At 70.6% G+C, this 15,459-nt stretch carries 16 protein-coding genes and 4 pseudogenes; 11 read left to right on the plus strand and 9 right to left on the minus strand.

What is annotated here, in order from left to right:
* The first annotated feature begins 34 nt into the window (after positions 1-34).
* On the plus strand, positions 35-670 hold the full coding sequence (locus HEP81_RS04665) for a VanZ family protein (RefSeq protein ID WP_037662361.1): 636 nt from the start codon (positions 35-37) through the stop codon (positions 668-670).
* Positions 671-794: 124 nt separating this feature from the next.
* On the opposite strand, the pseudogene HEP81_RS04670 reads toward HEP81_RS04665, so the two are convergent.
* Both HEP81_RS04670 and HEP81_RS04675 read right to left on the minus strand, forming a co-directional pair.
* Positions 795-1,082 (minus strand): annotated as a pseudogene (locus tag HEP81_RS04670) (ATP-binding cassette domain-containing protein); the annotation flags it as partial.
* A gap of 282 nt (positions 1,083-1,364) precedes the next feature.
* Entirely contained in the window at positions 1,365-1,622 is a 258-nt protein-coding gene (locus HEP81_RS04675; RefSeq protein WP_157854592.1) for a hypothetical protein, read from the minus strand.
* A gap of 282 nt (positions 1,623-1,904) precedes the next feature.
* Between HEP81_RS04675 and HEP81_RS04680 the strand changes: the two genes are divergently transcribed.
* Positions 1,905-2,057, plus strand: a complete 153-nt coding sequence (locus HEP81_RS04680; protein WP_157854590.1) for a hypothetical protein — start codon at positions 1,905-1,907, stop codon at positions 2,055-2,057.
* 27 nt (positions 2,058-2,084) lie between these two features.
* Here HEP81_RS04680 and HEP81_RS04685 read toward each other — a convergent pair whose 3' ends face one another.
* Positions 2,085-3,605, minus strand: a complete 1,521-nt coding sequence (locus tag HEP81_RS04685) for a catalase (RefSeq protein ID WP_037662357.1) — start codon at positions 3,603-3,605, stop codon at positions 2,085-2,087.
* 227 nt (positions 3,606-3,832) lie between these two features.
* Positions 3,833-4,133: pseudogene (gene rpsN / locus HEP81_RS41255) on the minus strand (30S ribosomal protein S14); the annotation flags it as partial.
* A 68-nt stretch (positions 4,134-4,201) separates the two neighbouring features.
* Here rpsN and HEP81_RS04695 point away from each other — a divergent pair.
* From HEP81_RS04695 to HEP81_RS04710, 4 genes are all read left to right on the plus strand, one after another.
* Positions 4,202-4,420: a hypothetical protein gene (locus tag HEP81_RS04695; protein WP_037662354.1), complete on the plus strand. Its 219-nt coding sequence runs from the start codon at positions 4,202-4,204 to the stop codon at positions 4,418-4,420.
* Between the two features lie 107 nt (positions 4,421-4,527).
* On the plus strand, positions 4,528-5,577 hold the full coding sequence (gene tsaD, locus HEP81_RS04700) for a tRNA (adenosine(37)-N6)-threonylcarbamoyltransferase complex transferase subunit TsaD (RefSeq protein WP_037662352.1): 1,050 nt from the start codon (positions 4,528-4,530) through the stop codon (positions 5,575-5,577).
* Entirely contained in the window at positions 5,574-6,161 is a 588-nt protein-coding gene (locus tag HEP81_RS04705) for a GNAT family N-acetyltransferase (RefSeq protein WP_037662349.1), read from the plus strand. The genes tsaD and HEP81_RS04705 overlap by 4 nt, the downstream gene beginning before the upstream one ends.
* A gap of 32 nt (positions 6,162-6,193) precedes the next feature.
* Entirely contained in the window at positions 6,194-6,547 is a 354-nt protein-coding gene (locus HEP81_RS04710) for an antibiotic biosynthesis monooxygenase family protein (RefSeq protein ID WP_037662348.1), read from the plus strand.
* 7 nt (positions 6,548-6,554) lie between these two features.
* Here HEP81_RS04710 and HEP81_RS04715 read toward each other — a convergent pair whose 3' ends face one another.
* On the minus strand, positions 6,555-7,424 hold the full coding sequence (locus HEP81_RS04715; RefSeq protein WP_037662346.1) for an NmrA family NAD(P)-binding protein: 870 nt from the start codon (positions 7,422-7,424) through the stop codon (positions 6,555-6,557).
* A gap of 398 nt (positions 7,425-7,822) precedes the next feature.
* Between HEP81_RS04715 and HEP81_RS04720 the strand changes: the two genes are divergently transcribed.
* The 3 genes from HEP81_RS04720 to HEP81_RS04730 all read left to right on the plus strand — a co-directional run bounded on the left by HEP81_RS04720 (position 7,823) and on the right by HEP81_RS04730 (position 10,150).
* Positions 7,823-8,026, plus strand: coding sequence for a cold-shock protein (locus HEP81_RS04720; protein WP_030648194.1), 204 nt, complete (start codon positions 7,823-7,825; stop codon positions 8,024-8,026).
* Between the two features lie 180 nt (positions 8,027-8,206).
* The gene (locus tag HEP81_RS04725; protein ID WP_172636798.1) at positions 8,207-9,697 is read left to right on the plus strand and encodes a DEAD/DEAH box helicase; all 1,491 of its coding nucleotides are present in this window, start codon (positions 8,207-8,209) and stop codon (positions 9,695-9,697) included.
* 105 nt (positions 9,698-9,802) lie between these two features.
* On the plus strand, positions 9,803-10,150 hold the full coding sequence (locus HEP81_RS04730) for a hypothetical protein (protein WP_037662344.1): 348 nt from the start codon (positions 9,803-9,805) through the stop codon (positions 10,148-10,150).
* Between the two features lie 294 nt (positions 10,151-10,444).
* On the opposite strand, the gene HEP81_RS04735 is transcribed toward HEP81_RS04730, so the two are convergent.
* Complete coding sequence (locus HEP81_RS04735) at positions 10,445-10,819, minus strand: hypothetical protein (RefSeq protein WP_037662342.1); 375 nt, start codon at positions 10,817-10,819, stop codon at positions 10,445-10,447.
* Positions 10,820-11,363: 544 nt separating this feature from the next.
* Between HEP81_RS04735 and HEP81_RS04740 the strand changes: the two genes are divergently transcribed.
* Positions 11,364-11,714: a MerR family transcriptional regulator gene (locus HEP81_RS04740; RefSeq protein WP_037662340.1), complete on the plus strand. Its 351-nt coding sequence runs from the start codon at positions 11,364-11,366 to the stop codon at positions 11,712-11,714.
* A gap of 124 nt (positions 11,715-11,838) precedes the next feature.
* Here HEP81_RS04740 and HEP81_RS04745 read toward each other — a convergent pair whose 3' ends face one another.
* From HEP81_RS04745 to HEP81_RS41265, 3 genes and pseudogenes are all read right to left on the minus strand, one after another.
* Positions 11,839-12,327 carry a GNAT family N-acetyltransferase gene (locus HEP81_RS04745; protein WP_037662338.1) on the minus strand — a complete coding sequence of 163 codons (489 nt, stop codon included), beginning with the start codon at positions 12,325-12,327 and terminating at the stop codon, positions 11,839-11,841.
* A 730-nt stretch (positions 12,328-13,057) separates the two neighbouring features.
* Positions 13,058-13,783, minus strand: coding sequence for a peptidylprolyl isomerase (locus tag HEP81_RS04750; protein WP_037662336.1), 726 nt, complete (start codon positions 13,781-13,783; stop codon positions 13,058-13,060).
* 361 nt (positions 13,784-14,144) lie between these two features.
* A pseudogene (locus tag HEP81_RS41265) lies at positions 14,145-14,529 on the minus strand (NF041680 family putative transposase); the annotation flags it as partial.
* Position 14,530: 1 nt separating this feature from the next.
* Here HEP81_RS41265 and HEP81_RS41270 point away from each other — a divergent pair.
* Positions 14,531-15,178: pseudogene (locus HEP81_RS41270) on the plus strand (NF041680 family putative transposase); the annotation flags it as partial.
* Between the last annotated feature and the right edge of the window lie 281 nt (positions 15,179-15,459).

The following is a 15,459-nucleotide window of genomic DNA, read 5'->3' on the forward strand; positions in this document are numbered from 1 at the left end:
CGCCGTTTCAGGGTCGTTGACGACTGGAGGACCGATGACCCGCACCGCTCTGTTCTCACGCACCGCCTCGACCGGCCGCGCGTCACGGACGAGTCGCCTCGCGAAGGCGCGGGCGCGCTGGAGCGGCGGGAGGTTCCGGCGCGCGAAGGCGGACCGCACGCGTGAGGCCCCCGAGGTGGAGCGCGCCGAAGCGGCAAAGCCCGTGCGCCGTCGGCACGTTCTTCCCCTGCCGGTCCGGATGCTGGCGATGCTGTGCGCCTTCGTCCTCATGGTGGGCTTCGCCGTCGTCCTGGCCAAGCTCACCCTGGAGCCGTCCCCGGCCTCGGTCTCCTTGGTGCACAGCAATCTGCATCCGGGCCGCTCCATCAGGGCCTATCTGGACCAGCCCGAACTGCGGGACACCGTCAAGCAGATCGGCGGCAACATCCTGCTGGGTGTGCCGTTCGGGATCCTGGTGCCGGTACTCGCGCCGGGCGCCCGGGGCATCTGGCGGGTACTGCTGCTGACCGCGACCGTGATGCTGCTGGTGGAGATGGCCCAGGGCGCCCTGGTCACCGGACGGGCCTTCGACGTGGACGATGTCATCCTCAACACGTCCGGCGCGCTGCTCGGTTACCTCTTGGTGGGCCGCAAGCTGGGGCGGGTGCACGATCGCCGCGAGAGCGTCTGACCGGACGCGTCATCTCCCGTACGCCCAGGACGCCCACAGCCTGGCGTAGGCAGTTCGTCGGGCGGTCTCTGTTCGACCACCCGGCCGTTCTCCATCACCACCACGACCGCGGTCCGGCCCTCGGTCACCGCCAGGGCGGCCCGGTCGAGGGACCGCGCCATGTGACGGCGAGCGTGGCTGCGGGTCGCTCGTCCGACGCCTCCCGGCACGCGAGCCGGAGGTTGTCGGCCACCGTCCCGGGGAAGAGGTGGTGCTCCTGGGTGACCAGTACGATCCTGCGGTTCCCGGGCGCGCCCGGGCGGGCGAGGCCGGCCGTGGGGATGCCGTCGAGTGTGACGCCGCCCGCGTACGGCGTGCGCATCCCGGCGATCAGGCTCGCCGGCGTGGACTTGCCCGAGCCGGTCGCGCCGACGACGGCAGCCGCTGCCCGGCGCGGAGGTCGAGGTCGATGCCGTGCAGTACATCGGGGCCGTCCCCGTAACGGTAGCGGACACCACGCACGGCGATCCCCTCCGCCGGTCGGCCGGGCGACACCTCCGGGCGCCCTTCGGACACCGGCGCACCCAGGGTGACGCCGACGCGCAGGGTGCTCACCGGGTCGAACAGCCCGACGAAGAGGAGGGCCGCCGTGGTCGCGGCCCCGACATCGGCGTGCCCGGAGTGGACCAGGCCCAGGCCACGAGGAGGACCGCGCTCAGACCGGTGAACTCGGCGATGTTGAGCCGCCCGTAGAAGCGGGGGGGCCGCGCGGGTCGCCCGGAACTCGTACGACATCGCCGCCGCGGATGCCTCCTCTACGCGGGGCGTACCGGCCCGGTCCGAGGCGCAGGGCGCGCAGGGTGGGCAGGGCGGTGAACGCGCCGAGCGGTGCCGAGGCGCGGCGGCCCTCGGCGGTGCGGCCGGCCGCGTAGAGCGGCTGCGAGTTGCGCCAACCGCCGGTCCAGCGCGGCAAGTCCGGCGAGCGCGGCGAGAATGCTGAGCGCCGCCGCGGCGGAGTCGCCGAGGGCTCCGGAGGCGGCGTCCGGGATCCGTCCGGCGATCTGGACGGCAAGGCCCGTCGGCGGGAAGGGCAGCGGAGCCAACTACGTCAACGTCGCGCCGTGCCGACATCGACTACGAGCAGTTCGCCGCGCTCAAGCCGGGTCTGATCGGCGGCGTCGATACGCCCTACCTCTCCACGGCGTACAAGAGGCCGTCGGCCATCGCGCAGACGTACGACGACGGGATCGCCGCGGTGCGCAAGATCCTCGGCGCGAACCTGGAGCTACCGTCCGCCAGGAAGCACCGGGCGGTCGGCACCCCCGACTTCCTGCCCCGCTCGTACAGCGACGCCGTGGACGTGGCCGACCGCATCGAGAGCGTGCTGCGGGGCAGGCAGGCCGGCTGAGTCGGGGGGCCGCCCGGCCCGGGTGTTTCAGGCCTTGTGCTGCATGGAACTCCGTGCCGGGTTGCCCTGTTCGGCGGCCTTGAAGTCCTTCTCGCCCGCCTTGGCCCGGACGCCGTCGGCGATGCGCTTGCCGATGGTCTCGTCGATGTGCGACCAGTACGCGAAGGCACGTTCGAGGACGGGCTCGGTCACCCCGTTGAGGAGGTGTCCGACCACATTGTCCACCAGCCGGTCACGGGCGGCATCGTCCATGACCTCGCGCACCAGCGTTCCGGGCTGCCCCCAGTCGTCGTCCTCGGGGTGGGAGACGTAGGCCGCGCGGGTGATCTCACCGTCGGCCGTCCAGCTGGGCGGCGACCCGTAACGCTCGGTGTCCGCCGCGGGGCCGCCCTTGGAGTTCGGGGCGTAGACGGGGTCGGTCGTGTTCCGGTACGCCATCGCGCCGTCCTTGGAGTAGGAGTGGACGTCGACGACGGGGGCGTTCACCGGCAGTTGCTGGTAGTTGGCGCCGATGCGGTGGCGGTGGGCGTCCGCGTAGGAGAACAGCCGGGCCAGCAGCATGCGGTCCGGGCTCGGTCCGATGCCGGGGACGAAGTTGTTGGGCTGGAACGCGGCCTGCTCGATCTGGGCGTGGTTGTCCGTGGGGTTGCGGTCGAGCGTCATACGGCCGACCGGGATGAGCGGGTAGTCACCGTGCGGCCACACCTTGGTGAGGTCGAACGGGTTGAACCGGTAGCCCGGCGCCTCGTCGTACGGCATCACCTGCACGTACAGACTCCAGCTGGGGAAGTCACCGTCCCGGATGTGCTCGAAGAGGTCCCGCGTGTGGTAGTCCGTGTCGGCCGCGGCCATCTGGTCGGCCTCGTGCTGGGTGAAGAACTCGATGCCCTGATCGGTCTTGAAGTGGTACTTCACCCAGAACCGCTCGCCGGCGGCGTTGATCCACATGTAGGCGTGTGAGGTGTACCCGTTCATGTGGCGCCAGGTCCGCGGGATGCCCCGGTCCCCCATCAGCCAGGTCACCTGGTGGGCCGACTCCGGTGAGAGCGTCCAGAAGTCCCACTGCATGTCGTGATCGCGCAGGTTGTTGTCGGCGCGGCGCTTCTGGGAGCGGATGAAGTGCTGGAACTTCATCGGGTCCTTCACGAAGAACACCGGCGTGTTGTTGCCGACCATGTCGTAGTTGCCCTCGCTGGTGTAGAACTTCACCGCGAAGCCGCGCGGGTCACGCCAGGTGTCCGGGCTGCCGCGCTCACCGGCGACGGTCGAGAAGCGGACGACCAGGTCGGTACGGGTACCGGGCTGGAACAGGGCCGCCTTCGTGTACGCGCTGACATCACCCGTCACCTCGAAGTGACCGAAGGCACCGCTCCCCTTGGCGTGCGGCTGACGCTCCGGGATCCGCTCCCGGTTGAACTGCGCCATCTGCTCGATCAGATAGGCGTCCTGCAACAGGATCGGTCCCCCGGGGCCCACGGTGAGCGAGTGCTCATCGCTCTCGACCGGCGCTCCGGAATCGCTGGTGGTGGCGGGTCGGATCTCCGTCATGGGTTCTGCCTTTCGTGGACGACACCCCGTTCCCCCAGGCCGCGTGTCCAGGAGCGGGCGGGGTAAACACGGGGCGCCGGACGGGACGCCGTCGGCGGCGGAACTGTCCGAGAGCGAACCACTAGTACAGGGAGTGAGCACCGCAGGCCCGGTCGGTGCGGCGACGGATGCCGTCGAGGTGTGGCGGGGACGCCGCGCCCACGTCGTTCCCGCCGAGCCCCCTCCTGCCAGGAAGACTTCGTCACCCCGGGCAGAAGTCCGGCATGCGCCTGCGCCCGCGCGTCCACCCGGGAGAGGCCGAACCTGCGCGGGTGGCCGCGGGGACGGCCGTCCACGCCGTCGCGGTTGCGGACCCGGGTCGCCTCGCGTCCCGGGTCCGGCGGCGGAACTCCGTCCGCGCGGCGGCCTTCTCGTCGGCCGTGGCGCGCGGGGGCACCAGGACGGCCTTCGGTTCGGCACGGCGCTGGGCGCACCGGGCCACGATCCGCTTCGCCGGTCGTTCTTCGCGATCTTGCTCTTCTTCGCCATCACACACGCTCCCCGCGGGCCCGGATCCGGGCGACGGCGGCCTCGATGCCGATGGCGTCCGCGCCGGGGTGACGGAGCTGTGGTCCATCGGGACGGAACTGGATCCGCCCGCGCCGCGCACCGCCATGGAGGGCTGCCTCCTGGACGGTGAGCGGACCGGCGGCGCGGACCCTTTCCCCTGCTGGGACGTCCAGGGAGCCCATGGCGCCTGCGCCCATGACCCGGACGGCGCGGTGACGCTGCCCGTGCGAGGGCTCCGGGCCGGTCTGTCGGCGTCGGCCCCCTAGGGCTCCCCTCAAGGCGCTGACCTGTGTGTTCTTGGCCGAGTGCGCATGCCGGGGATTCTTATTGCACACTACTTGCAACAACCTAGGAAGTGCAGAAAGGGTCCGAGATGGGTTCTCCGATCGTGCTCGGCATCGAGTCGTCCTGCGACGAGACGGGCGTCGGCCTGGTCCGCGGCGGGCGGCTGCTGGGGCATGCGGTGGCGTCGAGCATGGCGGAGCACGCCCGATTCGGCGGGGTGGTGCCGGAGATCGCCTCCCGGGCGCACCTGCACGCGCTCCGACCGGTGCTCGGGCAGGCACTGGAGGGGGCGGGGCTGCGGCTCTCCGACATCGGCGCGGTCGCCGTCACCACCGGACCCGGCCTGTCGGGCGCGCTCCAGGTGGGCCTGGCCGGGGCGAAGGGGATCGCCTACGCGCTGGGCGTACCGCTGTACGGCGTCCACCACCTGGCCGGCCATGTCGCCGCGGACACCCTCGCCCACGGCCCGCTGCCCGACCCCTGCGTGGTGCTGATCGTCTCCGGCGGCCACACCTCACTCCTCCTCGTCCGCGACCTGGCCCGTGACCCGATCCACCACCTCGGCGACACCCTCGACGACGCCGCCGGGGAGTGCTTCGACAAGGTCGCGCGGGTCTTCGGGCTGCCGTATCCCGGCGGCCCGGCCATCGACCGGACGGCGCGGACGGGGGATTCGCGCGCCGTCCCCTTCCCGCGTCCGCTGCCGGGGTCGTACGACTTCTCCTTCTCCGGTCTGAAGACGGCCGCCGCACGCTGGGCCGAGGGCCACGCGGGCCGGGAGCTGCCGGTGGCCGACGGCGCGGCCGCGCTCCAGGAGGCGGTGGCCGACGTACTCAGCCGCAAGGCGGTCGCGGCCTGCGCGGAGCACGGCGTGGGGACGCTGGTCGTGGTCGGTGGCGTCGCCGCGAACTCACGGGTGCGGGCGCTCACCGAGGAGCGCTGCCGGGCCGCGGGCATCGAACTGCGCGTGCCACCCCTGGAGTTGTGCACGGACAACGGCGCGATGATCGCGGCCGTCGGTGACCTCCTCGTCCGGGCCGGAGCCGAACCCGCCCCGCTGGACGTGTCGATCGACCCGTCGGCGCCGCTGGAGTACGCGGCGCTGCATCCGGTCACGGCCCCGGCGGTGGCGGTATGACCGAGATCCGCGTCCACACCGAGATCCGGGTCCACAAGGACGCTCAACTCCTCGCGCACATCGAGGACTTGCGCTCCGTCTATGTCGACGCCTTCTGTGCCCCGCCGTGGGACGAGGACGAGGACAGGGCCGCCGATTTCGTCGGGCGGCTGCGGGCGGACGTCGACCGGCCGGGCTTCATCGCCGCGACAGCGGTACGGGACGGGGAGCTGCTCGGCTTCGCCACGGCCTGGACCACCCCCGCGCCCTTCCCCGACGACCGCTGCCACGCACAGGCCGCCGCCGGACTCGGTCCCGACCGCACCTCCGACTGGCTGGTCGGTGCACGCGCGTTGGACGAACTCGCCGTCCGCCGCGCCGCCCGGGGCAGCGGCCTCGCGGCCCGCCTCCTGGAGACGGTCACCGCGGACGCCCCGGGAGGCCGCTGCTGGCTGGTGACCTCCCCGCGGTCGGACCGGGCCATGTCCTTCTACCGCCACCAGGGTTGGACCCAGGCCACGCACCCCTCCCCCGCCGGCCGGGGCGTGGTCGTCTTCCTCGGCCCCCGCCACCCGGCCCGCGCTCTGGCACCCCAGCCCCTGTGACCTTCGCGCAATTCACAGACAGGAGAAGCACGATGACGACCGTCACCGCGACCATCGACACGACCCGCCCCGTGGCCACACTCATCAACGTCTTCACCGTCACCCCGGACCGCCAGGACGAACTCATCGCCCTGCTCGCCCGCGCCACCGAGGAGACGATGAAGCACCAACCCGGCTTCATCTGCGCCAACTTCCACGCCTCCGAGGACGGCGAACGCGTCATCAACTACGCCCAGTGGGAGTCCGAGGACCACTACCGGGCGATGCTCGCCAACCCCGAGGCGCGCGTCCACATGGACCAGGCGGCGAAGTTCGCGACCGACGTGCAGCCACGACTGTTCCAGGTCCGCTCGACACACGGCACGGGTCGGCCTCGCCCGCACTAGCAGGTCGTCAGATCAGGGGCCGCAGGACGTCGTAGGCCCAGGACGCCAGGGTGGTGGGGGTGGTCGTGCGGACGGTCCGGGGTTGTTCCGGTACGAAGCCGTCCCGCAGGCCGGTCGACATGCCGATGACCGCTTCGACCAGGCCGTCGGCCATGCCGGACGCGCGCAGCAGGTGCCGCATCGCGTCGTCGCCCACACGTTCGACCCGCAGGGGGCGGCCGACGGCGGCGGACACGATCTCCGCGGCCCGGGGCCAGGTGAGATCGGCGGGGCCGTGGACCGCCTGGACATGGCGGCCGGACCAGTGGGCCGTCAGCAGGCGGGCCACGGCGACCTCGGCGATGTCGCGCGGCGCGACCCAGGCGAGCGGCTGGTCCAGCGGCAGGATCACCGGGATCGTGCCGGCCCGGATGGCGTCGAGGAAGGACACCAGATTGCTGAAGAAGTAGCCGCAGCGCAGGTGGGTGACCGTGGCGCCGAGCGCGTCGAGGGCGGTCTCGGTGCCGGCGAGGCCGTCGATCTCACCGGCTCCGTGGCGCAGCTCGGCGCCGACGCTGCTCTGGAAGACGGTCCGCTCGATGCCGTTCACACGTACAGCGCTCACTACGCCCGCCGTGGCCGACGCGTAGTCGCCGAGCGGGTCCGCGCCCGTGGTCGGGGGGTCGACCCAGAAGAGGGCGTCGACCCCGGCGGTGGCCGCGACGACCGCCGCCGGGTCCCGCTGGTCGACCGCGGCGGCATCGACCTCGCGACGCACCCCGGGATCGAGCCGGCCGGGGTCACGGGCGAGGACCAACGGCCGAAGCCCGGCCCGGATCAGCAGGGCGACGACATGACGTCCGACGTTCCCGGTGGGCGTCGTGACCGCGATACGCATGGCCTGGTGTCCTTTCGATCGTGGAGGCCGACAACGCGACACTAGAAGCCGAACCGGACACCTGTTGTCCCCTTTTCAGAGGGAGGTCCGGACGAGGTGAGCGGCGTGTCTGCCGCGTGTCCGCCGCCCTGCGCGGCGGATCCCGATGGGCTTCACACGCCTGCACCGCGGAAAATATCTGTGGTGACGACATAAGAAATCGCCGCAGCGCACGGCAACTATTCCTGCGATCACAGTCGGCGCGGAATTATTGGGCCAGCAGGGCGGGCGTCGACGTGCTATTGTCGTCATCAGTTGCAGGTGTGGTTGCCAGAAGGTTTTTCCGACGGCTGATCATCACGGCGACACGGACTACGCACAGGGCGTATTCCTGACACCGTCTCCGAAGGAGAAACAAAATGGCTACCGGTACCGTGAAGTGGTTCAACGCGGAAAAGGGCTTCGGCTTCATCGAGCAGGACGGCGGCGGCCCCGACGTCTTCGCCCACTACTCGAACATCGCCACCCAGGGCTTCCGCGAGCTTCTGGAAGGCCAGAAGGTCTCGTTCGACATCGCTCAGGGCCAGAAGGGCCCGACGGCCGAGAACATCGTTCCCGCCTGATGCAGCGACGCTGACGCATACTTCGTAGCTGGGGCCCGCACCTTGGGGTGCGGGCCCCAGCTCGCTTTATTTTCAGGGTTATTCAAACCCGCTGTTTCCGGCCCGTATTCGCGATTCTCTGCGCCGCTCATTCCGCTGCGGAAATTCCTTGATACGCGCCCGCATCGAGGAAGGTTCCGCATGAACCCCACGCGCCCCAATCGCGCACGCACCACTCGCACATACGACCGCTTCGGAGGAAGCTCCGCCGCGGACCGCTCCCGCGTTCCGCGCCGCTCCACCGGTCGCGGAAAACCGCAGCCGGTGCGCGGAGAGTTCGCACTGCCGAAGACGGACACGCCCGCGCTGCCCGCTGTCGAGTCGTTCGCCGATCTCGCCATGCCGGCGCCGCTGCTGGCCACGCTCGGCCACGAGGGTGTGACCGTGCCGTTCCCGATCCAGGCGGCGACCCTGCCGAACTCGCTGGCCGGCCGCGACGTACTCGGTCGCGGGCGCACCGGGTCGGGCAAGACCCTGGCCTTCGGCCTCGCGCTACTGGCCCGTACGGCGGGTCGGCGCGCCGAGTCCCGCCAGCCGCTGGCCCTGGTCCTCGTCCCCACCCGTGAGCTGGCCCAGCAGGTCACCGACGCGCTCACGCCCTACGCCCGTTCCGTGCGGCTGCGGATCGCCACCGTCGTCGGGGGCATGTCCATCGGCAGGCAGGCCGGTGCCCTGCGCAGTGGCGCGGAGGTCGTGGTCGCGACGCCCGGCAGGCTCAAGGACCTCATCGACCGGGGCGACTGCCGGCTCGACGACGTCGGCATCACCGTTCTCGACGAGGCCGACCAGATGACCGACATGGGCTTCATGCCCCAGGTCACCGCCCTGCTCGACCTGGTGCGCCCGGAGGGCCAGCGCATGCTGTTCTCGGCCACCCTGGACCGAAACGTCGACCTGCTGGTCCGCCGCTATCTCACCGACCCGGTGGTCCACTCCGTCGACCCGTCGGCCGGTGCCGTCACCACGATGGAACACCACGTCCTCCACGTGCACGACGCCGACAAGCACCGCACGACCACCGAGATCGCGGCCCGGGACGGCCGGGTCATCATGTTCCTGGACACCAAGCACGCCGTGGACCGGCTGACAAAGCACCTGCTGGACAGCGGCGTCCGCGCCGCCGCCCTGCACGGCGGCAGGTCGCAGCCGCAGCGCACCCGGACCCTGGCGCAGTTCAAGGACGGGCACGTCACCGTCCTGGTGGCCACCAATGTCGCGGCCCGAGGTATCCACGTCGACAACCTCGACCTCGTCGTCAACGTGGACCCGCCCACCGACCACAAGGACTACCTGCACCGCGGCGGCCGCACGGCACGCGCCGGCGAGACCGGCAGCGTCGTCACCCTGGTGACCCCCTCCCAGCGCCGCGGCGTCACCCGGCTGATGGCATCGGCCGGCATCACCCCGTGCGTCACCCCCGTCCGCTCCGGCGAGGCGGAGCTGAGCCGCATCACGGGCGCGCAGGCACCCACCGGTGTCCCGGTGGTCATCACCGCGCCGGCTGTGGAGCGCCCCCGTCGCACGGCTTCCACGTCCCGGGACCGCCGGCGCCGCACCGGCCAGGGCCGGCCCGTGGGCGCGCAGGCGCGCCGCAGGGCTCGGCCGGAGCCCGGCAACAACTCGGCCGCTTAGACAGACCGACCGCGATCCCCGGCAGCCCCAGCAGCCCCGCCGCCCGCGGCCACCGGACAAGCGCACCGCCGTCGAAGCGACCAGCCCCGACCGAAGGAGAAGCCCTTGACGCCTGCACGGACGCAGTACCGCGCTCCGCACCCCGCCCCCGTCGTCGTACTCGACGACATCGAAGGACACGGCCCCCGGGTGTGCGACGACATGACCGTCGAGGTGGCTCTGGCCGTCATGGCGGGTGCCCGGGTCGAATACCTGACGGTGTGCGACGGGGACGACGAGAGCACGGGCTCGGTCACCCAGGTCCGGCTCGCCGTCCTGCGTGACAGCCCCATGTACACGGACCGCATGCGTCTGCGGGACGTCCTCACCGGGGCGCTGCCCTCGCCCGGCGCCCGCGCCGGCCGTGTCGGTGAGCACAACCGGCTTCCCGCCGTACTCCCCTTCTCGCGCTGATCCGGCTCACCCGGGGCTGCCTCGCCCTCCCGGGACGCCCCTGGAAGGCATCACGCGCCGTGTCGTCGCCCGGTATCCGTTCGAGCGGACCAAGGGCGGAGTGCCGGCTTCGGTGAAGGGCGTCGGGCCCGAACCCGGCACGGGTGCGTCCGTGGCCTTCGGCGACCGTCCCGAGACCGGCACAAGCCGCCCTGAGCCCGTGGGGGCCATGTCGACACGCGTCGGCAGGGCCCCCACCGCCATGTCACCGTCCGCCCGGGAAACGCCGGCCGGAAGAGGGACTCGGGCGGCGCCTCACTGGTCGAAGTAGCTGAGATCGCCCACGGTCCACGCGCTGACGTCCTTGATCGCGACCCGGTACATGCCACCCGTCTCCGGGATCCCGAGGCTGCCCTGAAGGATCCGGGCGAGATGGAAGTGCAGATGCGTCGGCATCTCGCCGCGGCCGGGCCGGTATCCCCGCGGGCCGCGGGCGAAGACGTCGGAGAACGGGCCGAGGCGTTCCGAGTCCTTCAGGACCTCCGCCACCCGCTCCCTCCATACCGCCTCGGGGGCCAGCCTGCCGGTGATGACGGCGCCGCCGACGACCACGGTCAACGACATCTGATTACTCCGCTCGGACTCCACCGCGGCGGAGATGGCGACGAGCAGCTCATCAGGGTTCGACATGACAGCAGAGTTTATGCGCCCGCGCGTCGAGCTCGTCCACCCCCCTGGCGTCGAGCTCGTCCATCCCCCGGCGCCGAACCGCCCGCGGAGCGTGGAAGGGCCGCGTACGGAGGGGCACGCGGCTCCCGGTCAAGACGCCAGGAGTCGATGGCAGGAAGGTTCTTCCTCTGCCTGAAGGGTGAAATCTACTGTTGTCAGTAGACATTTTTTCTCTGGCGTGGGTAGGCTTCAGCACGTGGAGGTGGAGCCGCCCACAGCGGCACCGGCTCACACAGTGATTGCTTCGCGAGGAAAGGGAGGAGCAGACGCCATCAGGATCGTCCGGACCGCCGAGCACGCGGTCCGGGTACCGCAAGACCCCGGAATGGATGGTGGTCCCCGGTCACGCAGCTGCGATCCCCTGCTCCGCCCTGCCGGGCCGGGCAGCGGAAAGAGAAGGTCGGCTGAGCAGTAGGGCCGACAGATGGTGTTGAATTTCCTTCGGGGCCCTGGTGCCGTACGGCACCAGGGCCCCTCGACGCGTTGCATTGCACAGCGAGGTGACATGACATCGGACAATCCACTGCACGACCGTCTCGACGACGACGACTACCCTGCGTACACGATGGGGCGGGCGGCCGAGATGCTCGGCACCACCCCGGCCTTCCTCCGAGCCATCGGTGAAGCCCGGTTGATCACTCCCCTCCGCTCGGAGGGCGGGCATCGCCGGTACTCCCGCTACCAGCTGCGGATCGCCGCTCGCGCTCGCGAACTCGTGGACAAGGGGACCCCGATCGAGGCCGCGTGCCGCATCGTCATCCTTGAGGACCAGCTTGAGGAGGCGCAGCGCATCAACGCCGAGTATCGGCGTGCCGCCGACAAGTCAGCGGGTGGTTCCGGCTCCAGCCCCGGCTGAGAGCCCGGGCGCGGTCCGGCGGCAGGAGGAGTACGACCCCAAGGAGCACCGGGTGGGGCGAGCGCTCGGGTCGGTTTCGTCGCGGCACGGGATCAGGCCCGGAGCGAGCGAACCGGCACAGCCGTCATTCCGGAGAAATCCGGAACTCGAACTCGGGGCGGTCCCACGGCACGGCAGGCGGGTTCGCGAGCGCGGTCCCGGCCCGGACCGCGCCGACGCGGTGGTAGAAGTCCTCGGCGGGAGGATGCGACACGACCTTGACACGGTCGATTCCGGCGGCCCGCGCCTCCGACTGCATATGCGCCACGAGCAGGCGCCCGATCCCCCGCCCCTGCGCCTCGTCGGCGACGAACAGCAGGTCGAGCTCCGGTGGAGCGAGGATCAGCGAGTAGAAGCCGAGGACCCGGCCGCCGTCCTCCTCACCGCCGACCGCCACGAAACTGCGGTGGGCCTCGAGGTAATCAGGCCCGACCCGGTAGCCCGCGACCGCCGACGCGTACTGCCCCGCGTAGGCACCCGAGCCACGCACCAGCCGGGTGAGCCGTTTGGCATCCCGGGCGACGGTCCGCCGTATCGTGATCTGCCGACCGATCGGGGAAGTGCGTGAACTCATCCGAAGAGTATTCCGCACCGGAGAGGCCCTTCGTGCGCTGGGTCGGGCGCGCGTCCCTCCGCCGACCGGCATGGTGATCGCCCTCACAGCCGCCCCACGAACTATGTCGCCCCGCCACATGTGCACCCGACGTACGCCTTCCTACGGTGTGCCGACACGTCCCCCTCCCCACCGCGTACCAGGAAGTGGCGCACATGGCCGCAGGAAACACCGCTCCTTCGCCCTCCGCCGGGCTCGGAAGGATCGTCGCCGCCAGTCTCATCGGGACCACCATCGAGTGGTACGACAACTCATTCGATCAAGGCTAGGACCTGCGGTTATGCCATCCCAGCGGCCTCAAAGTCAGCACGGGTACTCAACGGTGCTGGGTGGGGCAGCATTCGAGGGATCGGCGCAGCAGCAGGGAGGCCGTATGGTCGACCAGCCGATCTCACAGACTGTAGCCAACGTCCCGGTTCGCGAGCGACCGTTCCCAGCCGCCGTCGGGAGCGGTATACGAACCAGCGACGCCGAACGTGAGCAGGCCCCTTGAGATCGCCCACCGGATCGTGGCCACAATCGGCGTCGACCCCGGGGACGGCCAATCCGGCTGCCACTGGGCCGCCGTACGCCACGCCGATCATTACTTCACATCCTCGCCACCCTGGTGTGCGAGGACGGCAGCCCCGATGACGTGCGCTCCGGCAAGCGCGCCCAGACCGAATGCCGCCTGATCGAGCACCGCAGTTCATCAGGGCCGGCAGGACGGCCGGACGCTGAGCAGCACGGTCCGCAGCACGGGTGTGCCGTCGACAGGTGCCGGGTCCTGCGCTGTTGGTTCGATACCGCTGGCAGCGATCTTGTCGAGCGTCTCCAGGCCGGCGGCACCGACCGTGCCGAACACCGTGTAGTTCGGCCGCAGCGCGGAGTCGCCGTAGACGACGAAGAACTGCGAACCGTTCGTGTCCGGACCGGCGTTGGCCATCGCCAGCAAGCCACGCCCGTAAAGGCGACGGACGCCGGTCGGATCGCTCGGTGCCGGCGGCAGGTCCACCGGCAGCTCGTCCTTGTACTTGTACCCCGGCCCTCCTTCGCCGGTGCCGGTCGGGTCGCCACACTGAAGAACCTTCAACGTCGGATACGCCGTCAGTCGATGGCACACCGTACGGTCGTAGAACCGGTGCCGCGCCAGGTGCACGAAGCTCTGGACCGTGCACGGCGCCTTCGCCCGGTCCAGACGCAGCGGGAGCGGGCCCTGGCTGGTCGGGACAGCCATATCGACCGTGCCGTGAATGGGGGTGTGCCACGGGTCGGGCGGCAGGGGAACCGGCCGCGCCGCCGGCTCGTCCAGGGTCTGGCTGTACTGGCAAGGACCGTGCGTGGTGCGCGGCGGGGCATCGGAAGCGAAGGCGGTGGTGCTGCCCCCGGACACGACCAACGCTGCTGCCGCCAATGCGGTCATGAGAGTTTGGTTCATCCTGCGCATCCTCCAAAAGATCGTCAGATTTCGGAGCGGTCGGAGTCTAAGGCCCGGCCCGGCGGGCGAGAACCCGTCCGCAAGCCACATCCGCTGGTGCCGACAACAGCCTGCGATAGGGCCGCAGCCGAGCAGGCCGCGGACAGCGCAGCAGTCCACCGCGGCAGCCGCGATGGCCTTCGGCCTCGATGGGGCCGCGGCCGGACAGGCCACGGACAGGACTTCGACCAGGGCCAGTTCGGGTCGTGCACGGGCCTGCGATGGAGCCGCAGCCGGACAGACCGCGGAAATGTCGGCACCACGCGCCGATGGGTATAGCAGCAGGCCCTGCGATGGGGCCGCAGACAATAAAGCTTGTTCTTTAACCTTTCAACCGTTGTAGGGCGACAAGTGTCTTCTCGCGCCGGACGGTTTTGCCCACGTCGTACCGGGGTGCCCGTTGTTTGTTCGGGGCGCCTGGAGGTCGCCCGGGGCCAGCCGGTGGGGTTTCGGTGCCCTGGCGGGGCAGGCATGTGCTGGCGGAGGTTCCGAAACGTCCGGCGAACCCGGGCGGGTGTGAGCCGGTGCAGTGCGGCCGGCTTCTCCCAGGGAGGCAGGTCGTGAGTGACCGGGCGGGCGAGCCGGAGCTGGATGTTGGCGGCGGTGATCAGCCACGTCCACCGGTCCGCCGCCTCCGGTTCCCGCAGCCGCGGCCGCGTCCAGCCCAAGGTCTGCTTGAACAGCCTGAACGTGTGCTCCAGGTCGAACGAGGCGGCGGTCACCACCGTCACCGACACCACCAACTACGGCAAGGCCGAAGCCCAGGCGTGAGAACCGAGTCCACCCGCGGCTGACCCACCGCTCGGCCTGGCTGGAGCGCGACGGTGAACTCCCCGTCGTCGAGGGCACCTTGGTCCGGCTGAAGGTCGAGCACCTCACCAAGGAACGGGAAGCACCGCCGGTATGGCTGTGGTCCTCCAGGACCGACGCCGCCCCGGCAGACGTGGACCTGTGGTGGCAGGTGTTCCTCAGGAGATTCGATCGTGAGCACACCTTCAGGTTCGGAAAGCAGATCCTCGGCTGGACCACCCCAAAGGTCCGTACTCCCGAGGCCGCGGACCGGTGGACCTGGCTCGTGGTCATCGCCCACACCCAACCTTGCCTCGCCCGCCCGCTGGCCGCCGACCTCCGTCGCCCCTGCCCGAACGCTTCACCCCGGCCCGGGTCCGGCGGGGTTCAGGAACATCCGAGCCGACCTGCTCTGTCCGGCCCGTGTTCCCCAACCACGCGGCGCTGGTCCCAGGACGACCGCCCGGGACCAAGAACCGCCATCCCGCACCCCGCTACGACGTCGGCAAGACCGTCGAACCCCCCGAGACCCTCAAGGCCATCGGCAGACCTGGCAGATCCTGGTGACTCAAGCAAGGGCGAGCATCGCGCTGAGGTGCGGCTGACAAACACCGCAGCATGTGCAGTCCCGATCAGCCATGCTCTCTGCCCGCAGGGACTCATGGCCCGCTGAACACCGAGGGGGTAGTTCAGCCGAGAGGAGGTCGCGTGGTTGTCGCCGTTGAAGCCGGCCGTTCTGTCGCCTGCGAGGGTGGAGGTCCTGCGGCTGCTCGGGCGGAGACCTTGCGCACCCGGTGGCTGTGGACAATTCTTCCTGCCTGGTCGGGCGGTCTGCCGTAACGCGACGT

The sequence above is a fragment of the Streptomyces griseofuscus genome (assembly GCF_014673495.1).
GTDB classification, from domain to species: domain Bacteria; phylum Actinomycetota; class Actinomycetes; order Streptomycetales; family Streptomycetaceae; genus Streptomyces; species Streptomyces murinus.

Coding starts and splice junctions, on each gene's coding strand:
- HEP81_RS04720 (WP_030648194.1), top strand. CDS start 7,823: ATGGCTACCGGTACCGTGAAGTGGTTCAACGCGGAAAAGGGCTTCGGC.
- HEP81_RS04705 (WP_037662349.1), top strand. CDS start 5,574: ATGACCGAGATCCGCGTCCACACCGAGATCCGGGTCCACAAGGACGCT.
- HEP81_RS04710 (WP_037662348.1), top strand. CDS start 6,194: ATGACGACCGTCACCGCGACCATCGACACGACCCGCCCCGTGGCCACA.
- HEP81_RS04725 (WP_172636798.1), top strand. CDS start 8,207: ATGAACCCCACGCGCCCCAATCGCGCACGCACCACTCGCACATACGAC.
- HEP81_RS04735 (WP_037662342.1), bottom strand. CDS start 10,819: ATGTCGAACCCTGATGAGCTGCTCGTCGCCATCTCCGCCGCGGTGGAG.
- HEP81_RS04740 (WP_037662340.1), top strand. CDS start 11,364: ATGACATCGGACAATCCACTGCACGACCGTCTCGACGACGACGACTAC.
- HEP81_RS04750 (WP_037662336.1), bottom strand. CDS start 13,783: ATGAACCAAACTCTCATGACCGCATTGGCGGCAGCAGCGTTGGTCGTG.
- tsaD (WP_037662352.1), top strand. CDS start 4,528: ATGGGTTCTCCGATCGTGCTCGGCATCGAGTCGTCCTGCGACGAGACG.
- HEP81_RS04685 (WP_037662357.1), bottom strand. CDS start 3,605: ATGACGGAGATCCGACCCGCCACCACCAGCGATTCCGGAGCGCCGGTC.
- HEP81_RS04665 (WP_037662361.1), top strand. CDS start 35: ATGACCCGCACCGCTCTGTTCTCACGCACCGCCTCGACCGGCCGCGCG.
- HEP81_RS04745 (WP_037662338.1), bottom strand. CDS start 12,327: ATGAGTTCACGCACTTCCCCGATCGGTCGGCAGATCACGATACGGCGG.
- HEP81_RS04715 (WP_037662346.1), bottom strand. CDS start 7,424: ATGCGTATCGCGGTCACGACGCCCACCGGGAACGTCGGACGTCATGTC.